We start from the raw sequence: 17,810 nt of genomic DNA on the forward strand, positions 1-17,810 counted from the left end.
CCCCTACGCCAGGCGATTATGCGCACGCCCTGGTATGCAAAACGTAAGAGTTATCGAGTTCTCTTCTGGCGTGAAATCACCCCCCTTGCCGTGCCTATTTTCCTGGAGAATACCTGTGTCCTGTTGATGGGCGTGCTGAGCACCTTTCTGGTGAGCTGGCTCGGTAAAGAAGCCATGGCCGGGGTAGGGCTGGCGGACAGTTTCAATATGGTGGTGATGTCCTTCTTTGCCGCTATCGATCTCGGTACGACGGTGGTGGTGGCGTTTAGCCTGGGCAAGCTCGATCCGAAGCGTGCCCGCGAAGCGGCCAGACAGTCGCTGATGATCATGACCCTCTTTTCGATCATCCTTGCGGCGGTTATCCATTATTACGGCAAAGAAATTATCGATTTTGTCGCGGGAGAAGCGACCAGTGAAGTGAAGGATCTGGCTCTCACCTACCTGGAAATGACGGTGCTGAGTTATCCGGCGGCTGCCATCGCGCTGATTGGTAGCGGTGCGCTTCGTGGTGCAGGGAATACCAAAATCCCGCTGCTGATCAACGGCGGCATGAACATCCTGAACATCATTATCAGCAGCGTTTTGATTTACGGCGTCTTTTCCTGGGAGGGGCTGGGCTTTGTCGGCGCGGGTTTAGGGCTGACCATTTCCCGCTATATTGGTGCGGCGGCGATAATCGGCGTACTGATGGCGGGAATTACGCCATCGCTGCGCCTGACGCTGAAAAGCTATTTCCGTCCGCTTAACTTCGCCATTATCTGGGAAGTGATGGGGATTGGGATCCCGGCCAGCATCGAATCCGTGTTGTTTAACGGTGGGAAACTGCTGACGCAGATGTTTGTTGCCGGGATGGGAACAGACGTCATCGCCGGCAACTTTATTGCCTTCTCCATCGCCTCACTCATTAACCTGCCGGGAAACGCGCTGGGGTCGGCGTCGACGATCATCACCGGCAGACGTCTCGGAAAGGGGCAGATAGGGCAGGCGGAACGGCAGCTTCGGCATGTCTTCTGGCTTTCAACCATTGGGCTGACGGCGATTGCGTGGGGAACTGCGCCTTTTGCCGGGCTGATGGCCTCGTTTTATACGCATGAAAATGACGTGAAAGAGGTCGTGAAGGTGCTCATTTGGCTCAACGCGGCGTTTATGCCAATTTGGGCCGCGTCCTGGGTACTTCCTGCCGGATTGAAAGGGGCGCGCGATGCCCGGTTTGCGATGTGGGTCTCCATGCTCGGCATGTGGGGCTGTCGCGTCGTGGCGGGCTACACGCTGGGGGTAATGTTAGGTATGGGCGTTGTCGGCGTCTGGCTGGGGATGTTCCTTGACTGGGCCGTGCGCGGGGCGCTGTTCTACTGGCGCATGGTGAGCGGGCGCTGGCTGTGGAAATATCCGCGGAAAAAACCGGAGCAGGAGGTTTCGGAAACGGCAAGTGCCTGACAAATGTGCGAAGTGGAGAATAAATCGGCAAACGATTGAAAATCTGCATTCACCCTTTGACATCCTCAGGGCGCATCGATAATATGCGCCCCGTTCACACGATTCCTCTGTAGTTCAGTCGGTAGAACGGCGGACTGTTAATCCGTATGTCACTGGTTCGAGTCCAGTCAGAGGAGCCAAATTTAAAAAGCCTGCTTTTAAAGCAGGCTTTTTGCTTTTCTGCGTTCGTGAAATTGTCGGGTGGCGCTCCGCTTACCCGACCTACGGAATCCCAGGCCGGGTGAGTGGTGTGCGTGATGTGTCCTTGTTATCAGCGGAACGGTGGCTCATTAAAGGTGCGCAGCTTGCGGGAATGCAGTTTGTCGCCCTCTGCACGCAGTAAATCGATGGCGCGAATACCAATCTGAAGATGCTCTGAGATCGCCCCTTCGTAAAAACGGTTCGCCTGGCCCGGCAGTTTGATCTCGCCGTGCAGCGGTTTATCGGACACGCACAGCAGCGTGCCGTAAGGGACGCGGAAGCGGTAGCCCTGGGCGGCAATGGTGGCGCTTTCCATATCGATTGCGACCGCACGGCTGAGATTGAAACGCAGGGCGGAGGCGGAATAGCGCAGCTCCCAGTTACGATCGTCGGTGGTGACGACCGTACCGGTACGCAGGCGCTGCTTCACCTCTTCACCCGGCATGCCGCTCACCTCTTTAGTGGCGTCGTACAGAGCGCGCTGCACTTCCGCGATACTCGGGATAGGAATATCCGGCGGCAGAACCGCGTCAAGGACATGGTCGTCACGCAGATAAGCGTGGGCGAGGACGTAATCGCCAATCAGCTGGCTTTCACGAAGGCCGCCGCAGTGGCCGATCATCAGCCAGACGTCCGGGCGCAGTACCGCCAGATGGTCGCAGATGGTTTTCGCATTCGACGGGCCAACGCCGATGTTAATCAGCGTAATGCCCTGACCGTCGGCGGTGATCAGGTGCCAGGCTGGCATCTGGTGCTTTTTCCACGCCAGGTCGGAGATGGCTTCTTCCGGTGCTTCGGTTTCGGCGGTGATCCAGATCCCGCCCGCGCAGGAGAGGGCGATGTAAGGGCTGTCCGGATCGAGGATCTGGCTACAGCCCCAGCGGACAAATTCGTCTACGTAGCGGGTGTAATTGGTAAACAGCACGAACGGCTGGAAATGTTCGGCAGGGGTGCCGGTGTAGTGACGCAGGCGTGCCAGCGAGAAATCGACACGGCGGGCATCAAAGTGCGACAGCGGTGAAAACTCTGCCGGGTGATAGATCCCGTCCGCCGTCTCATCGCCAATCTGCGACAGCTCAGTGGTCGGGAAATGGCGGGTCAGTCCCGCGCTCATGGAGCGATCCAGCGTCAGCGCCGAGCCGTCTATCACGTACGGATAAGGGATCTCATGCAGGGACGGCTCAACGCTGATATGCGCGCCGTAATCCTGATACAGCAGGGTAAGCTGCTCTTCCAGATAGGGGCGGAACAGCGCAGGTCGCGTGATGGTCGTGCTGTAACAGCCGGAGTGGGTGAAACGCGCATAGGCGCGGGTTTTTGGATTGCTGCTGGCGCTGCCGTCCCAGGTGACAGAGAGCGATGGATAAACAAAAAGGCCCTGGGTTCTGGCCTTTTCATCGGGAAGTTTCCCTGTTTCGATATAGTCACTGATGGCGCTGCGCAGTGCATTGACGGACTGTTCATACAGCGCGTCGAGTTTTTCCAGCGCCTGAGCCGGGGTCAGGCTGGAGCCCTTATTATTCATGTCTGTCTCCTTGTTCCACAGGTGTGCGGCTATACCCGATAGTATGTCACACGCCTGTGAAACAAAAGTGAGGAGATCAGCTGTGCGCGGTTTCCTTCATCAACAGGGCGGTGGCGGCAGAAAGCAGGCAACCCGCCAGCAGATAAATCGCCACGCTGTGCCAGTTACCGCCCGAGAACGTCACCAGCGCGGCGGCGATAAACGGCGTAAACCCGCCGCCGACCACGCTCGCCACCTGATATCCCACGCCCGCGCCGCTGTAGCGGTAGCTTGCGCCAAACAGCTCGGTGAACATTGGCTGCTGCACGCAGACCACCATATCGTGAGCGATGTTCGCAAGCATGATCGCGAAGAAGACAATCCAGAAGACCGACTGTGCCTCCAGCGCCATAAAGAACGGCCAGGCGCTGAGTGTGCCGATGAGCGCCCCGGTGATATACACCCGTCGACGGCCAAAGCGATCCGCCAGCCAGGCGAAGCAGGGGATGGTCAGGCAGCTGATCCCGCCCACTACCAGGCCAATATTCAGGAACAATTCCCGCGGCAGGCCGAGGTTTTGCGTGGAATAGTTCAGGGCAAAGGCGGTGACGATATACATCGTCAGCAGTTCGCACAGGCGCAGGGCGATGATTTTCAGAAAAGCGCCAGGGTGCTGCACCAGCGCTTCCATCACCGGCAGCCGTTTTTTCGCGACCGGTTTTTCGCGCTGCTGTCGTTCAAACTCAGCTGACTCTTCCATGCCGTTACGGATCCACTGGGCCACCACGACCAGCACAATGCTGAAGATAAACGGAATACGCCAGCCCCAGCTCAGGAACTGCTCGTCTGTCGTGAGCTGGCTTATTAGCGACACCAGGCCCGTGGAGAGCAGCAGACCCACGCCATAACCCACCTGCACGCCGCTGCTGTAAAACGCTTTCTTGTTCTTCGGCGCGCTTTCCACGGACAGCAATGCCGCACCGCCCCATTCACCGCCGACGGCAAAGCCCTGAATGGCGCGCAGCGTCACCAGCAACACCGGAGCCCACCAGCCAATCGAGGCAAAGGAGGGCAAAATACCGATCAGCGCGGTGGCAATGCCCATCATCCAGACGGTGAGCATCAGCATACGTTTCCGGCCAAGGCGGTCACCGAAGTGGCCGAAAATTACCCCACCCAGCGGACGAAACAGAAAACCGACGCCGAAGGTGGCAAACGCAGCAAGCGTGCCCATGGCGGGGCTGATCTGTGGAAAGAATTCACGGTTAAAGACCAGCGCAGCGGTTATACCGTAGAGCAGAAAGTCATACCAGTCGACGACGGCGCCTGCGAAGCTACCTAAAGCGGCGCGGCGGGCGCGGTTAAGCGAAGGTGTCTCCTCGTTGCGGCGAGCGGAGATAAGGGTGGAGTCCATAGTTGTCCTGTCTGTACTGATTTTTAATTATTGGTATAAGAAAAGGTCACTCACATCGCGGCCGTCATATTGACGGAATGTATGAGACTACCGCGACAGGCGGCCTGAGAAAACGTTTTTATCTTTCCTGAAAGCGCTAAATAAATATATTTCATCTTACCCCGCCCCAACATAAATCAGCCTGTTTGGCTCCGGTTAGGTCTGGATGGTTTACAGTAATAACGATCGCAACGTGACGTAAGCTGAGGGAATAACCATGCAACGCCTCTTTCCTGCACTCTGGGTCGTTCTGTTTTTAGTGGTTTCGCCGCTGCATGCGGAGCCTAAAGTTTATGGCGAGCAGCGCATTCACCGCTGGTGGGACGCGCTGACGGACGATATTTCTCAGACCTGGGAGCAGCCGGAGCGTTACGATCTCTATCTGCCGTTTCTGAGCTGGCACGCTCGCTTTATGTACGATAAAGAAAAAACGGACAATTACAACGAAATGCCGTGGGGCGGGGGGCTGGGCATATCTCGCTACAGCGACGAGGGCAACTGGAGCGCGCTCTTTGCCATGATGTTTAAAGATTCCCACAACGAGTGGCAGCCCGCGATGGGCTACGGCTGGGAAAAAGGGTGGTATCTCGATAACGCGAAAGATTTCCGCCTGGGGCTGGGCGCCGCGGCGGGCATCACGGCCCGCGACGACTTTGCTAACTATGTTCCGCTTCCGTTTATCTTTCCCCTGTTCTCCGCCGGGTACAAGCGCGTTACCGTTCAGTTCACCTATATTCCCGGAACCTACAACAACGGCAACGTGCTGTTTGCCTGGCTGCGGCTGGGCTTTTAAAGGGTGATCACTTTTTTAGCCACCGCGTTGGAGAGGATCAGCAGAGAAAACAGGACCGACGTTATAAAGGTGAGCACGATCAGGGCAAGCTTGATGCTCAGCGAGGTCACCGGAATAAGGGCCGTCAGCAGGTGAAACACCGAGTAGTGCATAATATATACCCCGGTCATCGTTTTGCTGATGGCGGCCAGCACGGACTCCTTAAACTCCGCATTGCGGCGAAAGCGTACGCCATTTGCCGCAATCACCAGCGCGATAATCAGAATGTAGATTTGCGATCCGGTGAGAATAAAGGCGTTTCTGTCTGCTTTAAATAGCGCAAAAAAGAAGTGCCGCTCGTAAAACCACGTGAAGAGATAAATAAACGGTATGGCAATCACCGCGGTCCTGACCACATTTTTGCGGCCGATCCACGCCGCGATCTGCGGATCGCAAAAGAGCTGCCCCGTCAGATAAAACAGCAGCCACGTCCACAGGCGATACTGCGGCGACAATGAAAGGACGTGGGCATCAGGATAGAGGGCTGACAGCAAATCGTACCCGTATGAGAAAAGCAGCAGGGCGGCAATAACCCCGCAAAAGAGCGTTCGTCGCTGGCTGAGCCACTCCACCACCGGGTGAAACGTGTAAATCACGATAAACGCGAACACGAACCAGGGCTGGATCAGATATCCGCGCTGATAGGGCTCCCACAGGTAGTAAATCGTTACCCAGAACAGAAAGACGATCACCAGGCTTTTGATCTTATCCAGCTGCCAGCGCGTGCCGTGTCGGGATTGCCCGTCCAGATACCCTGCAACCACAAAAAATAACGGCGTGGCGATGGTCGAAATGAAGGTTAAAAAACCGAGGATCCAGTGATAGTCATAATCGTAATGATCCCAGGTGTTGTAGATGGTGAAAAAGGTGACCGCCGTCATACAGCCCAGCGTCTTGATGATATTCAGCCCTGTCGCATTCATTGTTGTTCAGCTTTGTCCTTACGATGGAAACACGCGTAAATTACGGGGAGTACCAGCAGCGTCAGGATTGTAGCAAACCCAAGCCCAAACATAATCACAACGGCCATGCTCTGGAAGAACACATCCAGCAGCAGAGGGGCGAGGCCGAGTACGGTCGTAAAGGCGGTGAGCAGGATGGGACGCAGGCGCGACGTGGCGGCGTACACGATAGCACTGTGCTGATCCTGCTGCGCTTTCTGCTGTTCTATCTCTTCCACCAACACAATGCCGTTGCGGATCAGCATCCCGCTCAGGCTCAACAGGCCAATCAACGCCATAAAGCCAAAGGGGATGCCGGTAATTAAAAACCCCGGCGTCACGCCGATCAGCGCCAGCGGCACGGTCAGCCAGATAGCGACGGCGTTTTTCACCGAACTGAACATCAGCACCGTGATCACAAACATCACCAGATACCCGAGCGGCAGCGTGGTAAATAGCCCCTGCTGCGCTTCGCTGGAGTTCTCCGCGTCCCCGCCCCACTCAATGCTGTAGCCGTGAGGCAGGGGCAGGGCATCTATTTGCGGCTTCACGCGGGCGAGAATATCGCCGGAGGTTTGCTGGCTCAACGGGTCAGGGTCGGTCTGCACGGTCAGCACGCGCGAGCGGTCACGGCGCAGGATCAGCGGATCTTCCCACTCCAGCGCGAAGCCGCTGACGACGTTGCTCAGCGGAATATACTGCTGCCGGGTCTGGCTCCAGACCAGGACGTTGTTCAGGTGGTTGGCGTCCAGCCGCTCGCTTTCCGGCGGGCGCACTACCACGGGCAGCAGATCGCTTCCTTCACGGTACAGTCCTGCCCGGCTGCCGGAGAAATTCATCTCCAGTGCGTTATCGACGTCCTGCTTATCCACGCCAAGCTCACGTCCGAGCGCGGTGACGTACTGCGGGCGGATCACTTTGCTGCGGTTTTGCCAGTCGTTCCTGACGCTGTCCGTCGCCGGATCGCGCGTAAGAATGTTGTCTACCTGGCTGGCGATCAGACGCAGCCTGTCGGGATCGGGGCCTTTAATACGTATTTCAATGGCGCTGTCGCCGGAGGGGCCAAACATCACCCGTTTCGTGCTGGCGTTAACCTGCGGATAGTTTCGTGCGATGTACTCATCAACGTGGCGGGTCAGGGCGGGGATGTTACGCTGGTCGTCCATTCTCACCATGATTTGCGCATAGTTGCTGTACTGCCGTTGTCCGCTGTAGGTCAAAATAAATCGCATACTTCCCTGACCAATCGTCGAGACCGTGGTTTCCACGCCAGGCTGGCCGTTAATGGTTTTCTCGATATCATCGGTCATCTTCTCGGTCCAGTTAATGTCGGTACCGTAAGGAAGCCAGAGGTCGACAAAGAAAATTGGCGTACTGGAGGAGGGGAAGAAGTTCTGCCGCACCGAGCCAAAGCCCCAGATGGCGGCGGCCAGCAGTGCGGCCATCACTACCAGCGTTGGCGCTTTACGCCGTAACAGCGCGTTGAGTACCCCCTGATAGATCCGATAGATGCGTTTGTCATAGGGATCCGTTTCGTCGGCCTTCGACGGTGCAGCGTCTTGTTTAAACAGCCACCACTTAATCAGCACTGGCGTAATGGTGAGGGCTGAGAACCAGCTCAACATGAGCGAAATCAGCAGAACCTGAAACAGCGACTTACAGTATTCGCCAGTGGAATCCTGCGACAGCCCGACGGGCGCAAAGGCCAAGATGGCGATGACCGTTGCACCCAGCAGCGGCAGCGCAGAACGGCGAATAATGTCGCTAATGGCGTTCATCAGGGACGAGCCCTGCTGTCGGGCTATCAGTACCCCTTCGACAATAACAATGGCATTGTCGACCAGCATGCTGAGGGCGATGATCAGCGCGCCCAGTGAAATGCGCTGTAGTTCAATACCCCAGAGATACATGATCAGCAGCGTGCCCAGCACGTTGAGGGCGAGGGAAAAGGCGATAATGATCCCGCTGCGTAAGCCCATAAAGATCAACAACACGCCGATGACAATCGCCAGCGCCATCAGGAAGTTAATGATAAATCCGTTAACGGAATGCCCAACCTCCGCCGCCTGATCGTAAAACAGGTCGATGTGGATACCTGCCGGTTTCTCGGCTGACATCTGCTCTAGCTTCGCCTCCAGGGCATGTCCCACGTCGATCACGTTAACGCCGGGGATAAAGGAGACGCCCATGGTGACGGCTTTTCTGCCGTTGGCATGGTAGATGCTGGCAGGGGAGGCATCCAGCCCGCGTGACAGGGTGGCAATATCCCGTAAGCGGGTAGCCGCCCCAACGCCCGGCGGGGTCACGATGAGATCGGCCAGCTCGTCAATACTCTCGAATTCACCGGTAGGATGCAGGCGAATTGACTCAGTACCGGAGGGGATCTCTCCCGCGCTGGAGACCACGTTCAGCCTGCTGAGCTGGGCAGAAAGCTGGTTCAGCGTTATCCCGCGCGCGGCCATTTTGCTCAGAGAAATGTCCACGTTAATCTGCTGAGTGAGGGCTCCGCCTATGGCCACTTTGCCCACGCCTGGCACGAGGACCAACTCCCGGCGCAACTGCTCGGCATAGCGAACCAGTTCCGGATTGCTGAATTCATCTCCGGAAATGGCAAAGAAAAAGCCGAACACATCGCCAAAATCGTCATTCACAAACGGGGTCACTACGCCGGGTGGAAACTGTCTGGCGGCATCTCCCACCCGGCGACGCAGTTCATCCCAGATTTGCGGCAGTGCATTTGAGTGGTAGCGCGAGGCTATGTTGACGGTGATCTGCGACAGGCCGTTGGAGGAGATGGAGCTGACGTTATCCAGGTAAGGTAACTGCTGAAGCGCGTTTTCCAGCGGCAGGGTGACCTCTTCCTCAACCTGCTGTGCCGACGCGCCCGGATAATGGGTGATCACTACCGCCGTTTTGATGGTAAACGCCGGATCTTCCAGTCTGCCGATGTTCAACAGGGCAATAATGCCGCCTACGCCCAGCAGCAAAATCGTCAGCCAGACGCGAACCGGGTTGCTGATAAACTGACGAGAGATATCCATTACAGTCCCCGTTCACGCGTCCAGATACGTACCGGCTGGTTGGGATGTAGCTCCCCAACGCCTGCGGCCACCACGCGTTCACCCGCCTTAAGCCCACCGACGATGACGACGCCCTCAGCGCTGACTTGCCCCACGCTGACCTTACGATCTTCAAGGTGCAACGTATCGCCTTCGCCCGTCACCACCCAGACGTGTGGCTCATTACGCGGGCGGTTATCCGGGTTAAAGACCGCTTCAACCGGCACCACCAGCACCTCACTGCCCACGCCCGCCGGAAGGTTGGTTAAATTGATGGTGACCGTTCCGCTGACGCCGCCCACGACGGGAAAATCATCCGGGCGGGGCATGGTTAAAATCACCTGCCAGGTCAATGTGTTGCTGTCGCTACTGCCTGAGTGCTCTTTGTACACAGCGGTAAACTCGCGACCGGGCAGGGCGTTGATCCTCACTACCGGTTTGTACTGCGCATTGCGGATATCGAAGGTGTTAAACAGATTCTCTGGAAGACTGAACACCACGTCCAGCAGATCGGTACGGGTCAATGTGACGACGGGCTGGCCGGCGGAGACGACCTGATGATTTCGCACATGGACACTGGCCGCTGTCCCGCTAAAGGGGGCGACGAGCGTCATCTGGCTTAATTCTTCGCGCGCAATCTGTAGCGCGGCGTTTGCAGAATCGCGGTTTGCGCGCTGGACATCCATCTCGGCTTTCGACACGGCCTGGCGTCCCGCCAGCGTCTGGAAGCGGTCGAATTGCCTCTGCGCCAGGGTCGCCGCCGTTTGCCTGTCGTTCAGACGCTGCCGGGCTTCGCGATCGTTAAGACTGGCGAGCCGTTGCCCCTGTTTGACAACGGCACCCTGGCGAATGTCCAGGGTCTCAATCTGCCCGGCTCGTTTGAACGCGAGATTCGTGGCATCGCCGGATTCAATACGGGCGGGAAACACGCGCTGCTGCGCGTTGCCAGCCTTCACCACCTCTGCGACTTTTACCATTTTCGGCAGGGGCGTGGCGCGGTCGGGTTTCGGATCGCACGCCGTCAGCAGCAATAAAACAGCAGGCAGAAGAGAGAGGTAGCGCTTCACAGTATTCCCCTGATAATAATTGTTTTATTTATTTCGTCATCAATGCTGGGGTGGCGCTATTCTGCCAGGGCCGAGACGACCACATAGGTAAATAAACCGATTGCTGTGCTGGCGATAATGGCGAGCGCAATAAACAAACCAAGGCGAATCAGGCTTAAACCGTACATGCATTCCTCCATGAGGTTGAAGGTGGCGCGGGATAAAGAGAATGAACGTGTTGCATGCCTGACTATGAGCATAGTCGGTGAATAAATAAATGTTAAATAACCATTATTAGTGGCGTGACATACTCAGGCGAAACAAGCGTTACGATAGCGTATCTCCTTTGAATAACATCCTGATATTCCTGTGCTACGTTTAATAGCATCCATTCCTTTTTTTCCGTAAAAGGCATTCACGCCTGTACCCATGGGGTTGATGCGATCTCTCCTGATTCACTCACTGTTGTGTTGGTTATAAAAAGGATGCTTGATATGTATAAAACGATTCTGGTGCCGGTGGATGTATACGAAACAGCGTTGTCTGATAAAGCCCTACAGCATGCCCAATTCCTGGCGCAAAGCGCATCGGGTGATGTCCATCTGCTGTACGTTATGCCAAAGTTCTCGGCAGAACTGACCCGCGGTTTTATTGCAGACGCGAGAAAGATGGATGAATATATGATTAATAATGCTAAAGAAAAACTGGCTGCGCTGGTAAAAAAAATCAACCTGCCGGAAGCAAATGTCCATCTACATGTTCGCAGCGGGAATATACGTGATGAGGTAATCAAACTGGCGGATGAACTTAACGTCGGTGCGATTATTGTGGGATCGCGTAATCCCAATATTCAAACTCATTTATTAGGGTCAGAGGCGGCGAGTATCGTTCGTTACGCGCATGTTCCTGTTTTCGTTATTCGTTAATGACATGAAAGCAAGGTGATTTCTGAAAAGAACCCGAGGAAGGAACGATGATAACAGAAAAGCCTCACCGCCCGTATTATCAACAGACCGTTGATGAAACCCTGACAAATATCCAATCCAGCCTCGACGGACTCAGCAGTACAGAAGCGACCGCCAGGCTGGAAAAATACGGCGAAAATGCCTTACCGCAAAAACCGGGTAAACCTGGCTGGCTGCGCTTTCTGGCCCATTTCAACGATGTCCTTATTTACGTTCTTCTGGCGGCGGCGCTGCTGAAGCTGATAATGGGACACTGGGTGGATATGTTTGTCATTCTTGGGGTAGCCATCATTAACGCCCTGATTGGCCATATTCAGGAGAGCAATGCGGAGAAATCGCTGCAAAGCATTCGCAATATGCTCTCCAGCGAGGCTGTGGTCATCCGGCAGGGCAACCATGAAACTATCCCGACGACAGCGCTGGTGCCCGGAGATATCGTCGTGATACGCGCCGGGGATCGCATTCCTGCCGATCTTCGTGTGACAGAGGCGCACAACCTGCGGGTGGAAGAAGCTATTCTCACCGGCGAATCCACGGTAGTGGAGAAAAGCAGCGATGCGCTCCATGGGGAGTTGCCGTTAGGCGACCGTTACAACCTGCTTTATTCTGGCACCACCGTCAGCTCCGGCGGGGGAAAAGGGTTGGTGGTGGCGACCGGTGGGGAGACTGAACTCGGCCATATCAACCAGATGATGTCAGACATTGAAAAACACCGTACCCCGTTGATGGTGCAAATGGACAAGCTCGGCAAGACCATTTTTATCACCATTCTGGTAATGATGCTGGCGCTGTTCGTTTTCAGTCTTATCTTCCGTGATATGCCCGTATCAGAGCTGGTGCTCTCCTTGATTAGCCTTGCGGTAGCGGCGGTGCCGGAAGGATTACCGGCCATTATCTCGATCATCCTCTCGCTGGGCGTGCAGGCGATGGCGCGTCGCAAGGCGATTATTCGCAAGCTGCCTACCGTGGAAACGCTGGGGGCGATGACGGTTATCTGCTCGGATAAAACCGGCACCCTGACCATGAATGAGATGACGGTAAAAGCGGTGATTACCGCGGACACCACCTACCGCGTGGAGGGAGACAGCTATGAGCCGGTGGGCGCGATTCACCCTGTTGACGATACGACACCGGTCACCGTGACCCAGGGATCTGTGCTGGAGCGCTATCTGCGCACCGTCGATCTCTGTAATGACAGCCAGCTGATCAAAGATGAGCAGGGGCTGTGGAAAATCACCGGTGGGCCAACTGAAGGCGCGCTGAAGGTGCTGGCCGCCAAAATCCCGCTTCCGGCAATTGACGCCGAACTGCGCAGTAAAATCCCATTCGATTCGCAATATAAATACATGTCCACCCTCTATCGCCTGGGCGACGAAGAGGTGATGTTAATCACCGGTGCGCCGGACGTCCTTTTCCGTCTTTGCCAGCACCAGCAGACCCAAAACGGGCTGGAGCCGTTCAACCTGCACTACTGGGAAGAGAAGATTGAAGAGTATGCGCGCGAAGGATTGCGCATGGTGGCTGCGGCCTGGAAACCGGCCGCCAGCGGGCAGCGCGAGCTGACGCATGCGGATCTGCAAGAGGGGGTCATCCTGCTCGGCATTGCGGGCATGATGGATCCCCCGCGCCCGGAAGCCATTTCGGCCATTGCCGACTGCTTGCAGGCGGGCATTCGCGTGAAAATGATTACCGGGGATCATCCACAAACGGCGATGAGCATTGGACAGATGCTGGGTATTGGCAACGCGGCGAGCGCCATTACCGGGCGCGAGCTGGAGGCGATGGACGACCATCAGCTGAGCGAGGCGGCGCAAAAATACGATATCTTTGCCCGAACCAGCCCGGAAGATAAATTCCGCCTGGTGCAGGCGCTGCAAAGTAAGCAGGAAGTGGTCGGGATGACCGGGGACGGGGTGAACGATGCGCCGGCGCTGAAGCGGGCGGATGTCGGCATCGCGATGGGGATCAAAGGTACTGAAGTCACCAAAGAAGCCGCCGATATGGTGTTAACGGATGATAACTTTGCCACCATTGCCCGGGCGGTCCATGAAGGGCGTCGGGTCTACGACAACCTGAAAAAGACCATTTTGTTCGTTATCCCGAGCAACATCGCCCAGGCCTTGCTGATCATAATTGCCCTGCTGGCGGGAAACCTGATCCCATTAACACCGGTACTGATCCTGTGGATGAACATGGCAACCTCGGCAACGCTGTCGTTTGGCCTGGCGTTTGAAGCGGGTGAGAAGGACATCATGAACCGGCCGCCGCGTAAGTCTAACCTGCATGTGATGGACGGTTATGCCATCTGGCGAGTAGTGTTTGTCGGCCTGATGATTGCCATCAGCGCCTTTGTGCTGGAGGCCTGGCTGCAACCTCGCGGCTACTCTCCGGAGTTCATCCGCACCGTGTTGCTGCAAACGCTGGTCACCGCCCAGTGGTTTTACATGCTCAACTGCCGCGTCACCGACGGCTTCTCCCTGAGTAAAGGTCTGCTGGCTAACAAGGGGATATGGATCGTGAGCGGCGTACTGCTGGCCCTTCAGCTTCTGATCATCTATGCGCCGTTCATGCAAATGCTGTTCGGTACCGAAGCGCTACCGTTCCGCTACTGGATCATTACCTTCCTGATTGGGTTTGCGATGTTCATGATTGTTGAAGCAGAAAAAGTCCTTACCCGGAGATGGCGCACGACGAAAAGATGACTGAATGAGCAGGCTAAGTCTGCCCACCGGCAGGCTTTCTCTTTGACTGAGTACAGAACACTATGATTCGATTTGCCTCGTTCGTTTTTACGCTTGGTATTCTGGTTCCCGCTGCATCTGCTGTAACCTACCCCCTCCCTCCCGAGGGCAGCCGTCTGGTGGGGGCGCCAGTCACCATCACCGTGCCTGAGGGCAATACCCTGCCGCTCGAAGCGTTTGCAGCGCAGCACGGGCAGGGGTTGAGCAATATGCTGGAAGCCAACCCGGGGGTGGATCCGTTTTTACCGCGAGCCGGAACACAGCTGGTGGTGCCGCAGCAGCTTATTCTGCCGCCAACGGTGCGCGAGGGGATTGTGGTGAACGTCGCGGAAATGCGACTTTACTATTATCCACCCGGCAGCAACACGGTTGAGGTGCTGCCTATTGGCATCGGTCAGGCCGGGCGCGAAACGCCGCGTAACTGGGTAACCGCCGTTGAGCGCAAACAGGAAGGCCCGACCTGGTCACCCACGCCAAATACGCGACGTGCTTACGCGAAAGAGGGTAAAACGTTGCCCGCGTTCGTTCCCGCCGGGCCGGATAACCCGATGGGGCTGTATGCCCTCTATATCGGCAGGCTGTACGCGATCCACGGCACCAACTCAAATTTCGGCATTGGTCTGCGCGTCAGTCAGGGCTGCATTCGCCTGCGTAATAACGATATCAAATACCTGTTCGATAACGTTTCGGTGGGGACGCGGGTACAGCTTATCGATCAGCCCGTAAAAGTGACCACCGAGCCGGACGGTAGCCGCTGGGTAGAGATTCATGAGCCGCTTTCACGCAATCGCGCGGAATTTGAATCGACAAATAAGGTGCCGCTGCCCATTTCAGCCACACAAAGGACGCAGCTGATAAGTGAAGGGGCGGGCGCTGAACTGGAACGGCGGTCGGGGATGCCGGTGAAACTTGCTATGTCTGGTAGTGCCTCGCTTACCGGGCCTTGAGTACCGTAGGTCGGGTAAGCGCAGCGCCACCCGACAAACTGACCGAACGCAGAAAAGCAAAAAGCCTGCTTTAAAAGCAGGCTTTTCAAATTTGGCTCCTCTGACTGGACTCGAACCAGTGACATACGGATTAACAGTCCGCCGTTCTACCGACTGAACTACAGAGGAATCGTGTGAACGGGGCGCATATTATCGACCTGCGTACGCCTTGTCAAAGGATGGATCGCCGACTTTGCACTGTTTGCTGACAAAACCAGCAAAGTGACGTTTTTGCCAACGGAATGCACCATAATTGTGCAGATATACCCCGAATGGGGCAGATCGGAAACCGTTGTCCCCGTCTCAAAACAGGCACCAGTGATTGGCTTTCCTTATTTTCAGCCGCTTAGCAGAGACATACACCCGCTGCAAAAAACTGGCATCCATATTGCAAAACCTGTTTAACAACACAGCCGTTACCGGCACGCTATTTTCGAACAGGGGGCAACATGAACTTAAGACGACTGAAATACTTCGTAAAAATCGTCGATATCGGCAGCCTGACCCAGGCGGCTGAAGTGCTGCATATCGCGCAGCCTGCGCTGAGCCAGCAGGTCGCGACTCTGGAAGGCGAAATGGACCAGCAACTGTTGATCCGCACCAAGCGCGGCGTAACGCCTACCGAAGCGGGAAAAATTTTATATACCCATGCCCGCACGATCCTGCGTCAGTGTGAACAGGCGCAGCTGGCCGTGCACAATGTGGGGCAGACCCTGAGTGGCCATGTCTCCATCGGCCTGGCGCCGGGAACGGCTGCATCGTCGGTAACCATGCCGCTGCTACAGGCGGTGCGCGCGGAGCTACCGGAAGTGCTGGTTTATCTGCATGAGAACAGTGGTTCCGTACTCAATGACAAACTGCTCAACGGTCAGCTGGATATGGCGGTGCTGTACGATCGCTCCCCGGTTGCCGGGATCACCAGCCAGCCGCTGCTGAAGGAAGATCTTTACCTGGTCGGTACCCGTGATTGCCCCGGCCAGAGCATTGATTTAACCGCTGTGGCAGAGATGAACCTGTTCCTGCCGCGTGACTACAGTGCCGTGCGCGTGCGCGTTGACGAAGCGTTCTCGCTGCGCCGTCTGACGGCCAAGATTATCGGTGAGATTGATTCTATTTCCACGCTGACTGCCGCCATTGCCAGCGGCATGGGGGTAACGGTTCTGCCCGAGTCTGCCGCACGTTCACTGTGCAGCGCGGCGAATGGCTGGATGGCCCGCATCACCACGCCATCCATGAGCTTACCGCTGTCGTTGAATATGTCTGCGCGCGGCTCCCTGTCACCGCAGGCGCAGGCGGTGAAAGAGATCCTGATGTCTCTGGTCAGTAAGCCGTCGCTGGAAAATCGCGAGCTGCAACTCGTCAGCTGATATTCCAAATAAGCATAAGATGCTGGTTTTTATTATTTGTTCTCCAGCCCGGCTGACTCTAACAATAGTCTTATGTCAGATGCGCCGGAGTGAATTGTGAATTTCCAGCAACTTAAAATTATTCGTGAGGCGGCCAGGCGGGATTACAACCTGACCGAAGTCGCCAATATGCTTTACACCTCTCAGTCGGGCGTCAGCCGACATATCCGCGAGCTGGAGGAGGAGTTAGGCATTGAGATTTTTATCCGTCGCGGCAAGCGCCTGCTGGGTATGACCGAGCCAGGCAAGGCATTGCTGACCATCGCTGAGCGCATTCTCAACGAGGCCAGCAACGTTCGTCGGCTGGCGGATCTCTTTACCAACGACGCTTCGGGTGTGCTGACTATCGCCACCACCCATACGCAGGCGCGTTACAGCCTTCCGACGGTTATCAAAGCATTTCGTGAGATCTTCCCGGACGTACGTCTCGAACTGATCCAGGGCACGCCTCAGGAAATTGAAGTGCTGCTGCATAACGGCGGGGCCGATATCGGTATCGCCAGTGAACGGCTGAGCAACGACCCGCTGCTGGTGGCGTTCCCGTGGTTCCGCTGGCACCACAGCCTGCTGTTACCCGCCGATCACCCGCTGAATCAGGTTTCGCCGTTGACGCTGGAAGAGATCGTCAAATGGCCGCTTATCACCTACCGGCAGGGCATTACCGGACGCTCGCGCATCGATGAAGCATTCAAGCGTAAAGGGCTCACCCCGGACGTGGTGCTGAGTGCGCAGGACTCCGACGTGATCAAAACCTACGTCGAGTTAGGGCTGGGGATTGGCCTGGTGGCCGAGCAGTCTGGCGGCGAATATGAAGCCGGAAATCTGGTGCGTCTGGATACGCGTCACCTGTTCGATGCGAATACCGTCTGGCTAGGGCTAAAGCGCGGGCAGCTTCAGCGTAACTACGTGTGGCGTTTTATTGAGCTATGCAACGCGGGGCTTTCCGTGGATGAGATCAAACGCCAGGTGATGGAGCCGGAAGAAGTGGCGATTGATTATCAGATTTAGTCGTTAATCATTAGGCCGGGTAAGGCGCAGTCGCCACCCGGCAAATTTACCGAACCTACAAAAGCAAAAAGCCTGCTTTAAAAGCAGGCTTTTCAAATTTGGCTCCTCTGACTGGACTCGAACCAGTGACATACGGATTAACAGTCCGCCGTTCTACCGACTGAACTACAGAGGAATCGTGTGAACGAGGCG

General features: G+C 56.1%; 12 protein-coding genes and 3 tRNA genes. 8 read left to right on the plus strand and 7 right to left on the minus strand.

The window, feature by feature from the left end:
* Positions 1-18 precede the first annotated feature (18 nt).
* Together emmdR and ACNQ0W_RS16845 are read left to right on the plus strand one after the other, a co-directional pair.
* The gene (gene emmdR, locus ACNQ0W_RS16840; protein ID WP_023324934.1) at positions 19-1,437 is read left to right on the plus strand and encodes a multidrug efflux MATE transporter EmmdR; all 1,419 of its coding nucleotides are present in this window, start codon (positions 19-21) and stop codon (positions 1,435-1,437) included.
* 103 nt (positions 1,438-1,540) lie between these two features.
* Positions 1,541-1,616 (plus strand) — tRNA-Asn (locus tag ACNQ0W_RS16845).
* A gap of 131 nt (positions 1,617-1,747) precedes the next feature.
* Here ACNQ0W_RS16845 and ACNQ0W_RS16850 read toward each other — a convergent pair.
* Together ACNQ0W_RS16850 and shiA are read right to left on the minus strand one after the other, a co-directional pair.
* Positions 1,748-3,202, minus strand: a complete 1,455-nt coding sequence (locus ACNQ0W_RS16850; RefSeq protein WP_015572404.1) for an AMP nucleosidase — start codon at positions 3,200-3,202, stop codon at positions 1,748-1,750.
* Positions 3,203-3,278: 76 nt separating this feature from the next.
* Positions 3,279-4,595, minus strand: a complete 1,317-nt coding sequence (gene shiA / locus ACNQ0W_RS16855) for a shikimate transporter (RefSeq protein ID WP_062932885.1) — start codon at positions 4,593-4,595, stop codon at positions 3,279-3,281.
* A gap of 256 nt (positions 4,596-4,851) precedes the next feature.
* Between shiA and pagP the strand changes: the two genes are divergently transcribed.
* Positions 4,852-5,427 (plus strand): lipid IV(A) palmitoyltransferase PagP, encoded by a 576-nt coding sequence (gene pagP / locus ACNQ0W_RS16860; protein WP_062932886.1) that lies wholly within the window; start codon positions 4,852-4,854, stop codon positions 5,425-5,427.
* Here pagP and ACNQ0W_RS16865 read toward each other — a convergent pair.
* Genes ACNQ0W_RS16865 through ACNQ0W_RS16875 form a run of 3 tightly spaced genes read right to left on the minus strand, consistent with a single transcriptional unit; the run spans position 5,424 to position 10,533 of the window.
* Entirely contained in the window at positions 5,424-6,389 is a 966-nt protein-coding gene (locus tag ACNQ0W_RS16865) for an acyltransferase (protein WP_062932887.1), read from the minus strand. The two genes, pagP and ACNQ0W_RS16865, sit on opposite strands and share 4 nt — an antisense overlap.
* On the minus strand, positions 6,386-9,448 hold the full coding sequence (locus ACNQ0W_RS16870; RefSeq protein ID WP_062932888.1) for an efflux RND transporter permease subunit: 3,063 nt from the start codon (positions 9,446-9,448) through the stop codon (positions 6,386-6,388). Before ACNQ0W_RS16870 ends, ACNQ0W_RS16865 begins: the two co-directional genes overlap by 4 nt.
* Entirely contained in the window at positions 9,448-10,533 is a 1,086-nt protein-coding gene (locus tag ACNQ0W_RS16875) for an efflux RND transporter periplasmic adaptor subunit (protein ID WP_062932889.1), read from the minus strand. The genes ACNQ0W_RS16870 and ACNQ0W_RS16875 overlap by 1 nt, the downstream gene beginning before the upstream one ends.
* A 473-nt stretch (positions 10,534-11,006) precedes the next feature.
* Between ACNQ0W_RS16875 and ACNQ0W_RS16880 the strand changes: the two genes are divergently transcribed.
* The 3 genes from ACNQ0W_RS16880 to ldtA all read left to right on the plus strand — a co-directional run bounded on the left by ACNQ0W_RS16880 (position 11,007) and on the right by ldtA (position 15,165).
* On the plus strand, positions 11,007-11,438 hold the full coding sequence (locus tag ACNQ0W_RS16880; protein WP_023303952.1) for a universal stress protein: 432 nt from the start codon (positions 11,007-11,009) through the stop codon (positions 11,436-11,438).
* Between the two features lie 47 nt (positions 11,439-11,485).
* On the plus strand, positions 11,486-14,179 hold the full coding sequence (locus tag ACNQ0W_RS16885; protein WP_045910846.1) for a cation-transporting P-type ATPase: 2,694 nt from the start codon (positions 11,486-11,488) through the stop codon (positions 14,177-14,179).
* A gap of 62 nt (positions 14,180-14,241) precedes the next feature.
* Positions 14,242-15,165 (plus strand): L,D-transpeptidase, encoded by a 924-nt coding sequence (gene ldtA, locus ACNQ0W_RS16890; RefSeq protein ID WP_062932890.1) that lies wholly within the window; start codon positions 14,242-14,244, stop codon positions 15,163-15,165.
* A gap of 92 nt (positions 15,166-15,257) precedes the next feature.
* Here ldtA and ACNQ0W_RS16895 read toward each other — a convergent pair.
* Positions 15,258-15,333 (minus strand) — tRNA-Asn (locus ACNQ0W_RS16895).
* A gap of 320 nt (positions 15,334-15,653) precedes the next feature.
* Between ACNQ0W_RS16895 and nac the strand changes: the two genes are divergently transcribed.
* Both nac and cbl read left to right on the plus strand, forming a co-directional pair.
* The gene (gene nac, locus ACNQ0W_RS16900) at positions 15,654-16,571 is read left to right on the plus strand and encodes a nitrogen assimilation transcriptional regulator NAC (protein ID WP_003859531.1); all 918 of its coding nucleotides are present in this window, start codon (positions 15,654-15,656) and stop codon (positions 16,569-16,571) included.
* Between the two features lie 96 nt (positions 16,572-16,667).
* Positions 16,668-17,618, plus strand: coding sequence for an HTH-type transcriptional regulator Cbl (gene cbl / locus ACNQ0W_RS16905; protein WP_003859532.1), 951 nt, complete (start codon positions 16,668-16,670; stop codon positions 17,616-17,618).
* A gap of 99 nt (positions 17,619-17,717) precedes the next feature.
* Here cbl and ACNQ0W_RS16910 read toward each other — a convergent pair.
* A tRNA-Asn gene (locus ACNQ0W_RS16910) sits at positions 17,718-17,793 on the minus strand.
* Positions 17,794-17,810 lie beyond the last annotated feature (17 nt).

It is taken from the genome of Enterobacter cloacae complex sp. 6730903, assembly GCF_048283985.1.
GTDB classification, from domain to species: Bacteria; Pseudomonadota; Gammaproteobacteria; order Enterobacterales; family Enterobacteriaceae; genus Enterobacter; species Enterobacter hormaechei_C.

Bases quoted from the DNA above. Each gene is read 5' to 3' on its own strand.
- ACNQ0W_RS16870 (WP_062932888.1), bottom strand. From the start codon at position 9,448: ATGGATATCTCTCGTCAGTTTATCAGCAACCCGGTTCGCGTCTGGCTG.
- ACNQ0W_RS16850 (WP_015572404.1), bottom strand. From the start codon at position 3,202: ATGAATAATAAGGGCTCCAGCCTGACCCCGGCTCAGGCGCTGGAAAAA.
- ACNQ0W_RS16880 (WP_023303952.1), top strand. From the start codon at position 11,007: ATGTATAAAACGATTCTGGTGCCGGTGGATGTATACGAAACAGCGTTG.
- emmdR (WP_023324934.1), top strand. From the start codon at position 19: ATGCGCACGCCCTGGTATGCAAAACGTAAGAGTTATCGAGTTCTCTTC.
- nac (WP_003859531.1), top strand. From the start codon at position 15,654: ATGAACTTAAGACGACTGAAATACTTCGTAAAAATCGTCGATATCGGC.
- pagP (WP_062932886.1), top strand. From the start codon at position 4,852: ATGCAACGCCTCTTTCCTGCACTCTGGGTCGTTCTGTTTTTAGTGGTT.
- shiA (WP_062932885.1), bottom strand. From the start codon at position 4,595: ATGGACTCCACCCTTATCTCCGCTCGCCGCAACGAGGAGACACCTTCG.
- ACNQ0W_RS16865 (WP_062932887.1), bottom strand. From the start codon at position 6,389: ATGAATGCGACAGGGCTGAATATCATCAAGACGCTGGGCTGTATGACG.
- ldtA (WP_062932890.1), top strand. From the start codon at position 14,242: ATGATTCGATTTGCCTCGTTCGTTTTTACGCTTGGTATTCTGGTTCCC.
- ACNQ0W_RS16885 (WP_045910846.1), top strand. From the start codon at position 11,486: ATGATAACAGAAAAGCCTCACCGCCCGTATTATCAACAGACCGTTGAT.